Below are 14,443 nucleotides of genomic sequence, written 5' to 3' on the forward strand. Positions count from 1 at the left end.
GATTCAGTAGGAATCAACGAAGAAATAATTCGTCGTTATGTTAGGCATCAGGAAAAAATGGAGAGGCAAGAGCAAGCTGAGCTTGCTCTGGACTAGAAGGCCCCCTTTTAGGGGGTTAACACAAAGCCACCTTCTTCAGAAGGTGGATTCTTTACTTGATATTTACCTATCGCAACGTAAATATATTTTCAGTAAGCCATTGCTGATTGATATTTGCACAGTTTATATTCATTGCCTGCACTAACTATGTGCACCTGATAAATCGTCTATAGTTAACAAGCAGTTAAGGTGCGCAACCACAATAATAAGCAATCACTGTATTGGCGCTTGTCATCAAGTTGACTTGAACCTGTAGCAAAAGGTTTATGTTTAGCTGGCATGGTTAGTGCTCATTTCGTGTTTTGGTGTTCATACCGGAGTTGACCCATATGGGAATAGATAAGTTGCTGTACTTGCAGGGAGTAGGGGCGCAGTTCATCGATTGTTTTGGTCAGACAATCCAAATTCCACACGTGGATCGCCTTGGTATTTTGCACTCGATGCTGGATCAGAAGCAGCTACCCCAGTCTTTATCCGACGAGTTTATCCATCAGCGTAATACGCAACTGGATGCGACACCCTGGACAAAGATACTACCCCAGTTTCAGTGGTGTTATGACGATGACTTATCTGTTTCTTTGCATTTGCCAGAGTTAGATACAGAGCATCATCAACTGATAATAGAAACCGAAAACCGTCAACAATTTCAGTTGGAGTTTTGCAGCTGTGATTTAAATGTGACTGGCGATTATCGTATTGGTGACCGTTTGTACTTTCGCTACAAACTTGAGTTGAAACAATATCTTACTCAACAGCAACTTGATCAAATCAGCCTTGGTTATCACAAAGTTGCTATAGGTGGGTTAGGCGGCGTTGGTGGCGATTATGCGCACTGGGTTGTTGCTCCACATCAGGTCTATCAGTTTAACCAGCAAGGTATTTCCTTAAACGAACAGCACAGTTGGGGAGTGAATATTCAACTCTTTACCCTTCGTAGTCAGTCTGTTTGGAAAATAGGTGATTTTGGCGACTTAAACCATTTAATTAACTGGATTGCACCTTATGGTGCAGATTTTATTTTACTCAATCCTTTACATGCGCTTGATATCAGTGATCCGGAAAATGCCAGTCCGTACAGTCCTCTGGACAGACGACGTTTGAATCCTTTGTATATTCAAATTGAAAAAGTACCTGAATTTAAAATATTAAGCGATACTGCGTTAAAACGCGCACATGCCAAAATGACAAAAAGATCCAAATTGTCAGTTAATGACAAAGAGGATAACTGGTTGGATTACACCGTTATTTTTGCTGCCAAGTATCAGGTTTTTACAGAGCTGTTTAAACAATTCCAAAAACAACATTTAAGGTTTAATACACCCAGAGCCAAACGTTTTCACCGCTTTTTAAAAGAGCAGGGGGAAAGCCTGTTGCAATTCGCTACGCGAGAAATGCAGCGTGCACCGCAACTTAAACAACAGGTCGAGTTTTTTTGTTATCTGCAGTTTGTCGCCAATCAGCAATTACAAGACTGTCAGAAAAATGCACTGCGTCGGGGCATGGCAATTGGCTTAATACGTGATCTGGCCGTGGGAGCCGTGGCCGATGGTGAAGAAATTCAGCAAAATGCGGGACAATTTTGTTTAAATGCCAGTATTGGCGCGCCACCGGACCCTATTGCGCCTCAAGGACAAAACTGGCAGTTAACGCCGCTTGATCCAGTTAAACTGAAACAGCATGACTACAGTCATTTTATTGCATTAATTCGCAGTAACATGCAGCACAGCGGCGCATTGAGAATGGATCATATTATGTCGTTAATGCGTCTTTGGTGGTGGCCGAAGGATCACAATAACGGCAATGGTGCTTATGTTTATTATCCTTTCGATACTTTGTTAGCGCTACTTTGCCTGGAGAGTCAGCGGGCCAAATGTATGGTTATAGGTGAAGATTTAGGTGTGGTCCCGCCGGAGATTGTGTCGAGTCTGTATCAGGCCGGGATTATCTCTAACGAGTTATTTTATTTCTGCCGTCATCAGGAGGCGTTCAAAGCCCCTGATGAGCACAAACGTCAGAGCATGATGATGTTAAGCAATCATGATGTGCCGACGTTAGCAGCATGGTGGAGTGGATTTGATATTGAACTACGCGATTCACTGGCACTCTACCCTAATGAGCAGGAAAAGCTCGCGGCACTAACGCAGCGAAAAATCGAAAAAGAGCAGGTTATCAACTATTTACAGTATTTTAATCATGACAATCAAGTTGATAATCAAAGGGAGTTATCCAGTGAAGAGATAGTGCAAAAACTTGCACCTGTGGTTGCCAGAAGTGCCTCAGTGATGTTTAGTTTACCTTTGAGTGATTTATGCTGTGATAAACACCCGGTCAATATCCCGGGGACCTGGAAGGAATATCCAAACTGGCGTCGTCGTATCGCAAAAAGTATCCAGCAAATGAAAAAAGACAGTGCGTTAGATAAGTTGCTGAAAGATATTGCCGCAGCCAGAAGCGACAATGGTTAAATGGGCACAGGAGTATATGGATGACAATCAAGCATTCCCAATTAGTTGATACGGGGTTTGTTCAGGCTTTATTGAGTAAAAACTACATTGATGCGTTTGCACATCTGGGTATGCATCCTGTTTCAGGCAGTCGCCAGCTCGTGGTGCGATGCTTTTTGCCTGAGGCCAGAAAAGTCACTGTGACGAGTCTTGATAATAAAAAAGTCGCCGAACTGGAACTGGTTAATGACGCAGGTTTTTTTGCTGGTACGTTAGGTCGGCGCACCAAACCTTTTTTATATCAATTGGTTGTGGAGTATGACGATACTCAAATTAATATTGTCGATCCGTATCAGTTTCAGTCCTTGTTGCAAGCAGATGATTTGTATCTTTTTGCGGAAGGAAAACAACTACAGGCTGAGCGTTTTTTAGGAGCAAATTGGCAACAACAACAGGGTATTGACGGGGTTAACTTTTGTGTATGGGCCCCTAACGCAAAACGTGTATCTGTAACCGGGGACTTTAACTGCTGGAACGGCGACCAGCATGTGATGCGTCTGCATCCTGCCAATGGCATTTGGGAAATATTTATTCCCGGTCTTAAACCGCAACAGCATTACAAGTTTGAGGTGGTGACGCAGGCAGGACATTGTCTGCAAAAAGCTGACCCTTATGCCAAAGCAATGGAGCCTGCACCCAACAATGCTTCGCTGGTGTGTGAGCATAAAGCTTATCAGTGGAGTGATAACTACTGGATGCAAGCCCGGAAGCACCAGCAATGGCATCAACAGGCGATGTCAATCTACGAAGTACATTTGCCTTCATGGCGCAGAAAGGGGGACGATGGTCGCCATTATCTGAGTTATACCGATTTAACTGAACAGTTAATTCCTTATGTGAAACAAATGGGCTTTACCCATTTGCAGTTAATGCCAATCAGTGAATATCCTTTTGATGGTTCCTGGGGATATCAGCCTGTTGGTATGTATGCGCCTACTTATCGAATGGGAAATCCCACTCAGCTTAAACAATTTATAGATGCCTGCCATCAGGCTGGTGTCGGTGTACTGCTGGATTGGGTACCTGCCCATTTTCCTACTGATCCGCATGGGTTAACTCAGTTCGATGGTACCCATTTATACGAACATGAAGATCCGCGACTAGGCACACATCCAGACTGGAATACCCTGATTTATAACTATGGTCGTGCCGAGGTACGCAGTTTTTTATTGAGCAACGCCAGTTACTGGCTACGTGAATTCCATTTTGACGGGCTGCGACTGGATGCGGTGTCATCTATGTTGTATCTGGATTACAGCCGGGAGCCTGATCAGTGGTTACCTAATATTTATGGTGGGCGTGAAAACCTGCAGGCTATCGACTTCTTAAAAGAGCTTAATCGCTTGTTATATCAGACTAATCCCGGGATTTGCATGATTGCTGAGGAGTCTACAGCGTGGCCGGGTGTCACAGGACAGGTTGATAACAACGGATTGGGTTTCGGTTTTAAATGGAATATGGGGTGGATGAATGACACCCTGAGTTATATCAAAAGAGATCCCATCCATCGTCAGTATCATCATCACGAGTTTACTTTTGGCTTGGTTTACAACTATACCGAGCAATTTATCCTATCGTTAAGCCATGATGAAGTGGTGCATGGCAAAGGTTCGTTACTGCATAAAATTCCGGGGGATGACTGGCAGAAGTTTGCAACCCTGCGTGCCTATTATGGTTTTATGTGGGGACATCCAGGCAAAAAACTGCTGTTTATGGGGGATGAGTTCGCGCAGCGTGATGAATGGGGGCATGACAAAAGTCTGGACTGGCACTTGTTGCAATACGAACCGCATCAGGGGGTGCAAAAGTGGTTGCAGGACTTAAATGCTTTTTATCGTGCAACACCGGCGTTATATGAAAGCGATTATCAGCCATCGGGTTTTGCCTGGCTGGATTGCACTAATTCAGCTCAAAGTGTTTTTGTGTTTATTCGCTATGCGCAGGATATAAGTCAGCACGTCATATTTGTGGTGAACATGACACCAACGATTCAAAGCGGATTCCGCATTGGGGTGCCCACCGGGGAGGATTATATTGAATGTCTCAACAGCGACAGCCTGTTTTACGGCGGAAGTAACGTAGGTAACGGAGGGCATATCAGCAGCCATAGTGGGCATTATCAAAATATGCCCTACAGCTGCGAAGTCACTGTGCCTCCACTTGGTTGTATTTTGTTGGTGCCTCATAGCATGACAGTTAAACGGAGCTGATGATGCAATGTTTTGCAGGTAACCCCTATCCATTAGGGGCAACTGTTCATGAAGATGGGGTTAATTTTGCCCTTTTTTCCGCCAATGCCAGTCAGGTGGTGTTGTGTTTATTTGATTCGTCAGGGCGTGAAACAGACCGTATTTGTATTAAACAATCTAATCGCCATATTTGGCATATATACGTTAAAGGAATTGGTGCCGGACAACGTTACGGGTTTCGGGTTGATGGACCCTACCAGCCACATTTAGGCCACCGGTTTAATGTTAATAAACTACTGCTGGATCCTTATACCAAGGCCTTGAGCGGAAAGTTTATTCCACACGACAGTCATTATGCTTATGACGCTGGCAGCAAGGATGAAGATTTATCTTTTGATAATCGTGATAACGCTGCTTATATGCCGAAGTCGGTGGTAGTGGATACTCGGCATGTTAAACAAGCCAAAGGTCCTATGCGGCCTATCAGTGACAATATTATTTATGAGATGCATGTTAAAGGTTTCACGATTCAGCATCCACAACTGGACGATGATATTAAAGGAACCTTTGCCGGATTAGCTGACGATAACATCATTACTTACCTAAAAGATTTAGGTATTAACAGTGTGGAGTTATTGCCAGTGCAGGCTTTTTTTGATGAGCCATTTTTGCAGGCCAAAAACCTCAGTAATTATTGGGGATATAACAGCATGTGTTTTTTGGCGCCGCACCCGGGGTATCTGGCCGGCGATGATATATTTGAGTTTCGCGCCATGGTGGATAAATTCCATCAGGCAGGCATCGAAGTGATTCTGGATGTGGTTTATAACCACAGTGCGGAAGGCAATCATCTGGGGCCGACTTATTGTTTTCGTGGTATCGATAACGCCAGCTACTACCGGTTGCATCCAAACGATCAGCGTTTTTATATTAATGATACAGGCTGCGGCAACACATTAAATATTACCCATCCAAGGGTATTGCAATTGGTGATGGATTCATTGCGCTACTGGGTGCAGGTGATGGGCGTGGATGGTTTTCGTTTTGATCTTGCCAGCTGCCTGGGACGTGAATCCTATGGGTTTGACCGTGGCTCTGGTTTTTTGGATGCTGTAGCGCAGGATCCGGTGTTGTGTCAGATAAAATTAATTGCCGAGCCCTGGGATATCGGCCCGGGCGGTTATCAGCTGGGAAACTTTCCTCAGGAGTGGAGCGAATGGAATGACCGATATCGCGATACCATGCGCCGTTTTTGGCGCGGTGATGGTGGTATGCTGGCTGAGTTTGCGCGTCGCTTTCATGGTTCCGGGGACCTGTTTGAACACTCAGGCCGCAGTCCGTCTGCTACCATCAATTTTATAACCAGTCATGATGGTTTTACCTTAAATGATTTGGTCAGTTACAACGAACGTCATAATGATATTAATGGTGAAAATAGTCGGGATGGTCATCAGGAAAACTTTAGTTATAACCATGGTGTCGAAGGCCAAACTGATGATAAAACCATTAACGCCTTACGTTTACGCCAACAAAAAAACCTGCTTACTACCCTGATTCTGGCGCAGGGAGTACCTATGTTGCTGGCCGGTGATGAAGTAGGTCACAGCCAGCAGGGCAATAATAATGCCTATTGTCAGGATAATGCGCTTAGTTGGCGAGACTGGTCTGCAGAAGAAAATAACAACGACCTTAGCGATTACTGCAAAAAATTAATCGCATTACGTCATCGGTATCCGTTATTACGTCATCCTCACTTTATTCATCAGCCAGAGTCGAGCAAAGAGCCGGGCCTGTTCTGGTTTAGCCGTCAGGGGGAGGTGATGAGTAAATCCTTATGGAGCGAATCTCAGACCCGTACGCTTAGCCTGATGCTGACAGGCTTTTTACAGGGCGACAGCAGCACCGAGCAACAAGCGTTGCTGCTAATGCTGAATGCCGATGATTCGCCGAACACGTTTTGTTTTCCTGAGGTTGCCGAAATTCGCCGCTGGAATTGTGTGCTGCATACTCAGGATATGCATAGTCCTGATGAAGAATATTCACCCAAACAATGTTTCGAGCTGCAAGATAAAAGCCTGATGGTTTTTCATGCCCATTTAATAAGGACGTAGTTATGGTTAAAAAAGCAAATAACAACCGTTCGGCGTCGTCCGGTAAGCAGGCTGATGGCGCAATTTGTGAGCCCTGTGAGAGTTTGCCGGTCGCTTTTGATCGCCACTTGCGTTACTGGTTAAGTCGTGATGATGATGCCCCCACTGCGCTGTATTATTCAATGGCACTCAGTATCAAAGAGCATATGCTGGAATACTGGCGTGATACCCGTACTAACGATGCCCAATATAAAAACAAGCAAGTTGCCTATCTCTCTCTGGAGTTTCTGATGGGACGTGCCATGGGTAATACGCTGCTCAATCTTGATTTGCAAGAGGACTGCAAGGCAGCATTAAAGGATTATGCAGTTAACCTCGAACAATTACAGGAACAGGAACATGATGCAGGTCTGGGTAATGGTGGTTTAGGACGGCTGGCCGCGTGTTTTCTGGATAGCTGTGCGTCAATGGATATTGCTGTGACTGGATATGGCATCCGCTACGAATACGGTATGTTCACCCAGAAAATTGTTGATGGTTATCAGCAGGAAAGTCCGGACAAGTGGCTACGTTTTGGTAACCCATGGGAAGTGCGGGTACCGGTACATAATGTCAGTGTAAAGTTTTTTGGTCATACAGAAACCCATACCGATAAAAACGGCCGTCGTCACATGGAGTGGGTGGATACGCAGGACGTACTGGCCATGGCTTACGATATGCCTATTCCGGGTTATAAAAATGAAAGAGTAAATACCTTACGGTTATGGAAAGCTGAAGCGACTGACGAGTTCGACTTAGACGAATTTAATCAGGGTGATTATGCAGAAGCGGTGGCGCGTAAAAATCTGGCTGAACAAATTACCATGGTGTTGTACCCCAATGACTCAAGCGAAAATGGTAAAGAACTGCGCTTACGTCAGCAGTATTTTTTATCGTCAGCGAGTTTGCAGGACCTGTTGCGTACCTGGGTGAAAAAGTGCGGCACTGATTTTAGTCAGTTTGGTGAGAAAAATGCCATTCAGCTTAACGACACACACCCTAGTGTCGCAGTACCGGAACTAATGAGGTTGCTGGTGGATGAATATTATCTGGAATGGGATGATGCCTGGGCAATAACCACCCAAACTATGGCTTATACCAACCACACATTATTACCAGAAGCTTTGGAACGCTGGTCTGTTCGCATGTTTAGTCATATGTTGCCGCGTATTTTGCAAATTATTTATGAAATTAACGCACGTTATCTGGACGAAGTGGCGCACCGCTGGCCCGGCAATTGTCAGAAGTTAGCGGATATGTCGATTATCGAAGAAGGTCATGAACCACAAATACGTATGGCTTATCTGGCGATTGTTGGCAGTTTTTCTGTGAATGGCGTAGCGGGATTACATACTCAATTACTGAAGTCGGGTTTATTTAAAGATTTTTACGAATTATGGCCGCATAAATTTAATAATAAAACCAATGGCGTAACACCACGTCGCTGGTTGGCTCATTGCAATCAAGGTCTGGCCAATTTACTGGATGACACCATTGGTCATGAATGGATCATGGACTTAAGTCAGTTAAGAAAACTGGAAAAAAACGCCAAAGATACGTCCTTTATTAAAAAGTGGCAGAAGGTTAAACACGATAATAAAAAAATACTGGCGGAGATGGTTAAAGAGCAATGTTTAGTCGAATTTGATGCTGACATGATGTTTGATGTGCAGGTAAAACGAATTCATGAATATAAACGTCAGTTGCTCAATATTTTGCATGTGATCCATTTGTACAACCGTATTATCAATGGTGATACTAAAAATATGGTGCCTCGCTGCGTGTTGCTGGGGGGTAAGGCTGCGCCTGGTTATGCCATGGCCAAGTCAATTATTAAGCTGGCAAATAACGTCGCGCATATGGTCAACTCCGATCCTGCTGTACGTCCCTATCTGCGATTTGCTTTTTTACCCAACTATAACGTCAGCGCCATGGAAAAAATTTGTCCGGGAACCGATTTGTCCGAACAAATTTCAACTGCCGGGAAAGAGGCCTCAGGTACCGGTAATATGAAATTTATGATGAATGGTGCGCTGACTATCGGCACGTTGGATGGTGCCAATATTGAGATGCTGGAAGAAGTCGGCGAAGAAAACTTTTTCTTATTTGGCTTAAATGCACAACAGGTTGCTCAGGCACGTATTAATTATTCTCCCCGGGCTATCATGCAAAATTCGCCACGTTTACGGGATGTGCTTAACTTGCTGCAAAGTGGTCATTTTAATCTGGTTGAACCGGGAATTTTTGATCACATTATCAGTGCCATGTTAAGCCCTGATGATCAGTGGATGACAGTTGCTGATTTTGATGCTTATGTTGATACGCAGGAAAAAGTGGCAGATTGCTATGCTCAGCCGGAACTATGGAGCACGATGAGTATCTTAAATACAGCTGCAAGCGGTCGTTTTTCCAGCGATGTTACTATTGCCGGATACCGTGATGAAATATGGAAAGCTTAACCCTGAATTTGCTTTAACGACGTTTAACCACAAGGGAGTGTTAGCTTATGCTAAAACCTAATTCCAGCCCACGTTATATCAGTAATTTAACCCGTGATACCTACGCACTCATTCTGGCCGGTGGTAAGGGCAGTCGCTTACATGAACTTACCGAGTGGCGGGCTAAGCCTGCGCTCTATTTTGGTGGTAAGTTTCGTATTATCGACTTTCCTTTGTCCAATTGTATCAATTCCGGTATCAGACGTGTGGGGGTGGTGACTCAGTACAAATCACACTCCCTGATTCGTCACGTAATGCGTGGTTGGGGCCATTTTAAAAAGGAATTAGGTGAATCGGTTGAAATCCTGCCGGCATCACAGCGTTATTCAGAAAGCTGGTATCAGGGCACGGCCGATGCTGTGTTCCAGAATATCGATATTATTCGTCGTGAAATTCCCAAATATGTCATGGTGTTATCGGGTGATCATGTGTACCGCATGGACTATGCAGGTTTGCTGGCCGCCCACGCTGAATCTGATGCTGATATGACAGTGTCTTGTCTGGAAGTGCCACTGGAAGAAGCTGCCGGTGCATTTGGTGTCATGGAAGTGGATGAAAATAACCGAATTTTAGGTTTTGAAGAAAAGCCCAAACATCCCAAACCCCTGCCTAATGACCCGACTATGTGTCTGGCGTCGATGGGAAATTATGTGTTTAACACAGAGTTTTTGTTTGAACAGCTGAAAAAAGACGCGGATAAAGAAGAGTCTGAACGTGACTTTGGTAAGGACATTATTCCTGCCATTATAAAGGAGCATAAGGTTTACGCGTTTCCTTTTCGCAGCGGTTTTAACGAAGAAAAAGCCTATTGGAGAGATGTGGGCACACTGGATTCGTTCTGGCTGGCTAACATGGAATTGCTTTCGCCGACACCCGCATTAAATTTATATGATGCAAAATGGCCAATCTGGACGTTTCAGGAACAAACACCGCCTGCCAAGTTTGTGTTTGATGATGATGACAGACGCGGTATGGCGGTTGATTCAATTGTATCTGGTGGTTGTATTATTTCCGGCGCGGTCGTGCGTCATAGTTTGTTATTTAATAATGTCGAGGTGTGCTCCTATTCACTGTTGGAAGACTCAGTGGTGTTACCTGATGTGGTGATTTTACGTAATTGTAAAATTCGTAAAGCCATTATCGACCGGGGCTGTATTATTCCCGAAGGCATGGTGATAGGTTTTAACCATGAGCAAGATAAAGCCAGAGGATTCCGCGTGTCGGAAAATGGTGTAGTGCTGGTAACCAGAGAAATGTTAGGACTGCCTGTCGGATATGACTGATCAAGCTGTAGAATGTAAAAGAGTACTGTTGGTAGCAACTGAAAACGCATTGTTGCCAGCCGCAAAAGTTGGTGGGATTGCTGATGTTATCGCTGATTTGCCCGCAGCACTAATGACGCAGAATGTTGTCGCCGATGTTGTTATGCCGGGATATGGTCGATTAGCCGCGCAAAATAATGCCGAGCTAGTCGCCAGTTTTGATGTACCGTTTGCCGGACACACGCTCAAAGTTCAGCTGGCCGTTTTGCCTCATCCTGACGTTAAGCAGGCCAGGATTTTTTTGATCGACCATGCCATCATTGCTGGTGCTAAAGGTGATATATATTCTCAGGATGAGCATGGTCGCCCGTTTGCTTACGATGCGACTAAGTTTGCTCTGTTTTGCATTAGTGTTGCAACCGCGCTAAAAAATAATGATATAGGTATGCCTGATGTACTGCACTTACACGATTGGCATACCGGCATGCTTGTCTTGCTAAGGGCTTTTGATGATCGTTTTGCTTTCCTGCGTAAAGTTAAGACCGTGTTTACGGTACATAATCTGGCGCTACAGGGAATTCGCCCTTTAAGTCATGATGATTCATCCCTCGCTGCATGGTATCCCGGGCTTTATCAACAGTTGTCTTCTGTGCAGTTATCACAAGTCACAGACCCGCGTTATGGGGGCTGCATCAATCCAATGCGAACCGGCATAGTGTTAAGCGATAAAGTACATTTGGTGTCTCCCAGCTACGCCGAGGAAGTGATACTTGCTTCGGATGCGGCTAAAGGTTTTTTTGGTGGTGAAGGATTAGAGCTGGATTTACGTGCCAAAAAAGCCAATGGTGCCTTGGTGGGAATTTTAAATGGTTGCCACTACGACAAAACAACATCACGTAAACAGACGTCTCCCGTGCCTTTGCTGCTGCAAAAAATGCAAACGGCCATTGTTAACTGGATGGGGCACCATCAGTGGGTCAGGGCAGTTGATCAGATTGCACTTATGCGTATTCAGCAAATTCACGCCAAAAAGCTTAAAAGCTTCCCATTTTTACTCACTTCAGTGGGCCGCTTAACCGATCAAAAAGTGCTTATTCTGCGTCAAAAAGTGTCGGCAACACAATCCGTGCTGGAAGCGATATTGCAAACATTGCAGCAATTTGATGAAGATGCCCTGTTTGTTTTGCTAGGCAGCGGCGACGCTGATATTGCCACAGAATTCCGCGAAATTGCTTCACGTTGCAGCAACTTTATTTTCCTGGAAGGTTATCACCCGGATTTACCCGAATATTTATACCGTTACGGTGATCTGTTTTTGATGCCCAGCTCCTTCGAACCTTGCGGTATTAGCCAGATGCTGGCGATGAAATACGGACAGCCCTGCCTTGTACATGCAGTCGGTGGACTAAAAGATACAGTGGTTGATGGTCAATCAGGATTTTCATTCTGTGGTGATAATTTAGTTCAGCAGGCTTCGCTACTGCAAAAACGGCTGCAGGATGCCCTGAGTATTTATGGTACCCAGGACTGGAAAATTATAAAACGCACCGCCAAAGCTCAGCACTTTAGCTGGCAGAAAAGTAGTGAACTCTATTGCAGCCAGCTGTATGACATATAGATGCACTGGCTTGCTGAATCCAGCATTTTAAATAATATTAAATGTTGGTGGTAACCATCCAAAATACAGACCCTGGTAATTCAGGTCAGGGAGTAAATTGAAAATACTGCTGCTTGCCGGATGGTTATGTTAAAGTCGCCAGACCTTGATGAAAAAATAAGCCGTTATTTTACAGTCGCTGATAAAAAGTTGCTTTATTTACAGGTGCTTGAATGTGTTTTGAAGCGAGAGCATACATTAAATATATTAGTTTAAGCACCGTCATTGTGTTTAATCTAATGTGTGCTTTTTGTGTGTCAGCTACGGATAACTGGATGACGCAGCTGACGCCTCGTTTTAATGAGTTCGCTCAACAAATAAAACAACAACCTGACACTGTCCTAAAACAACTTAAAGCCATGGATGTTTCTTCACTGACGTTGTTGCAAAAGGTTCAGTGGCAGCTGGTTTTAAGTCACACCTATTATGCGCTTACCTACCCACACGAAGCGTTACAGGAAGCTCAAACGGGCCTGACCTATGTAAATAAGGCAAAACAACCCTGGCTTTACCATCAGTTGCGTTTAGCAGAAGCCCTGGCCTACGATATTGTGGGTGACCCGGCTAAAGGTATGGAGCATTCAGAATCTGCGGTTGGCTGGGCTAAACTGCATAATGACTATGCTTTGCAACTCGATGCACTGTATACCCGTGGTGTGCTGGAAATTAGTCTGGTTGATTATTCTAACGCGTTGGTTGATTTACAAAATGCCCGGAGTCTTGCACCACAGTTGCGTTCTCATACATCTGAAGGTGAGGTCTCAAATGCATTGGCTCAGGTATACGAATATCGTCAGGAATCTGAGTTATCTATTCCCTTTTTTCAGGATGCAGTGGAGTACCACAAACGGCATAACGAGCCAATTGATTTAAGCATTGCTTTATATGGACTGGGCAGAGCCAACAAAAATGTGGGGAATCTCGATTTAGGTAAACAGCAGTTACAGCACTCTGCGGACATTTCTGCCAGTATTAATGACATTCAGGGCGTGGCATATGCCAGTAAAGAGCTGGCAGGTCTAAATATGCAGGAAGGCAATCTGGATTTGGCTGAAGAGCAGTTAAAAAAAGCATTCAATATTTTTACTCAGGCACGTAATCCTTATATGCAGTTCGATGTCACTCTGTCGTTGGCACAACTGGCATTAAAAAAATCACAACCTCAATTGGCGGAGCAATACCTGCAGCAAGCCGGAAATTATTTGTACCCTAAAACGATGCCGTTACAAAAGATATCTTTTGATGAGGAGCAGGCCAGAGTTAAAGCTGCATTGGGCGACTATAAAAGCGCGTTTGATATTCTGGAAAAAACAGTGCAGCAAAAGCAAAAAATTTACGTGGAACAAAGTACTGAACGATTGCATCGCTTGCGTTCACAGTATGAACTGGAAATGAAAGAGCAAACCAATTTAAAAATTCAGCGGGAAAACGCATTACAAAAAATGTCGCTCATGGAAAAAGAACATCAAAATCAATATTTAATGGTGTTGTTTGCTTTTACGTTGCTCATTTGTGTCTTACTGGCGATCATGGTTTATCGTAATCAGATAAACCGTAAACGTTTAACTGAACTGGCTAATATTGACGGACTAACAGGTCTCTTAAACCGGCGGAAAACGCTGGAAATGCTGCAACTGCAGTTTGATCTGGCCCAACGTCATCAGTTCCCGCTATGTATCGCTATTGTGGATTTGGATCATTTCAAAAAAATTAATGATGAGCTGGGGCATCCGGTTGGTGATAAAGTACTGGCTGCATTTGGACAGCTTTGTCAGAAAACGTTCCGTCATACAGATATTGTAGGTCGAATTGGTGGCGAGGAATTCATGGTTGCATTACCCCATACCGGATTAAGTGACGCCGAAGGCTTGCTATGCACTTTGCGTGAGCGGGCGATGCAGATTGGTGAAATGATTGATGTCGGTGAACGTACCATTTCCATATCCATCGGTTTGTGTTTACTTGATGGCCATAAAACAGTGCAATCTCTGATGGCGCAGGCCGATGATGCTCTATACAGTGCTAAGCAAGCAGGTAGAAATCGTATTGAAATTTTCTCGGCGGCAAATCAACGTCAGGCATTCTCATCTTAAAAACCGGTTGTT

Annotated in this window: 7 protein-coding genes and 1 pseudogene; all 8 read left to right on the top strand. The window is 44.4% G+C overall.

The features are described 5' to 3' along the window. Positions 1–96, top strand: a pseudogene (locus H8B19_RS15875) (IS200/IS605 family transposase); the annotation flags it as partial. 332 nt (positions 97–428) lie between these two features. Next, positions 429–2,564 carry a 4-alpha-glucanotransferase gene (gene malQ, locus H8B19_RS15880; protein ID WP_186507882.1) on the top strand — a complete coding sequence of 712 codons (2,136 nt, stop codon included), beginning with the start codon at positions 429–431 and terminating at the stop codon, positions 2,562–2,564. Between the two features lie 20 nt (positions 2,565–2,584). Then, positions 2,585–4,813 (top strand): 1,4-alpha-glucan branching protein GlgB, encoded by a 2,229-nt coding sequence (gene glgB / locus H8B19_RS15885; protein ID WP_186507883.1) that lies wholly within the window; start codon positions 2,585–2,587, stop codon positions 4,811–4,813. A 2-nt stretch (positions 4,814–4,815) separates the two neighbouring features. After that, complete coding sequence (glgX, locus tag H8B19_RS15890) at positions 4,816–6,903, top strand: glycogen debranching protein GlgX (RefSeq protein ID WP_186507928.1); 2,088 nt, start codon at positions 4,816–4,818, stop codon at positions 6,901–6,903. A 2-nt stretch (positions 6,904–6,905) separates the two neighbouring features. Continuing rightward, a complete protein-coding gene (locus H8B19_RS15895; protein ID WP_186507884.1) occupies positions 6,906–9,380 on the top strand; it encodes a glycogen/starch/alpha-glucan phosphorylase in 2,475 nt (824 codons plus the stop codon). A gap of 47 nt (positions 9,381–9,427) precedes the next feature. Continuing rightward, complete coding sequence (gene glgC / locus H8B19_RS15900) at positions 9,428–10,702, top strand: glucose-1-phosphate adenylyltransferase (RefSeq protein ID WP_186507885.1); 1,275 nt, start codon at positions 9,428–9,430, stop codon at positions 10,700–10,702. Beyond that, complete coding sequence (locus H8B19_RS15905) at positions 10,695–12,299, top strand: glycogen synthase (RefSeq protein WP_241737642.1); 1,605 nt, start codon at positions 10,695–10,697, stop codon at positions 12,297–12,299. The genes glgC and H8B19_RS15905 overlap by 8 nt, the downstream gene beginning before the upstream one ends. 314 nt (positions 12,300–12,613) lie before the next feature. Next, positions 12,614–14,431, top strand: a complete 1,818-nt coding sequence (locus H8B19_RS15910) for a tetratricopeptide repeat-containing diguanylate cyclase (protein ID WP_186507886.1) — start codon at positions 12,614–12,616, stop codon at positions 14,429–14,431. Positions 14,432–14,443: the final 12 nt, after the last annotated feature.

Origin of the sequence: Neptunicella marina (assembly GCF_014270035.1) — a bacterium.
GTDB classification, from domain to species: Bacteria; Pseudomonadota; Gammaproteobacteria; order Enterobacterales; family Alteromonadaceae; genus Neptunicella; species Neptunicella marina.

Excerpts from the sequence above, each read along its gene's own strand:
- H8B19_RS15895 (WP_186507884.1), top strand. The coding sequence starts at position 6,906 with ATGGTTAAAAAAGCAAATAACAACCGTTCGGCGTCGTCCGGTAAGCAG.
- glgB (WP_186507883.1), top strand. The coding sequence starts at position 2,585 with ATGACAATCAAGCATTCCCAATTAGTTGATACGGGGTTTGTTCAGGCT.
- H8B19_RS15905 (WP_241737642.1), top strand. The coding sequence starts at position 10,695 with ATGACTGATCAAGCTGTAGAATGTAAAAGAGTACTGTTGGTAGCAACT.
- H8B19_RS15910 (WP_186507886.1), top strand. The coding sequence starts at position 12,614 with ATGACGCAGCTGACGCCTCGTTTTAATGAGTTCGCTCAACAAATAAAA.
- malQ (WP_186507882.1), top strand. The coding sequence starts at position 429 with ATGGGAATAGATAAGTTGCTGTACTTGCAGGGAGTAGGGGCGCAGTTC.
- glgC (WP_186507885.1), top strand. The coding sequence starts at position 9,428 with ATGCTAAAACCTAATTCCAGCCCACGTTATATCAGTAATTTAACCCGT.
- glgX (WP_186507928.1), top strand. The coding sequence starts at position 4,816 with ATGCAATGTTTTGCAGGTAACCCCTATCCATTAGGGGCAACTGTTCAT.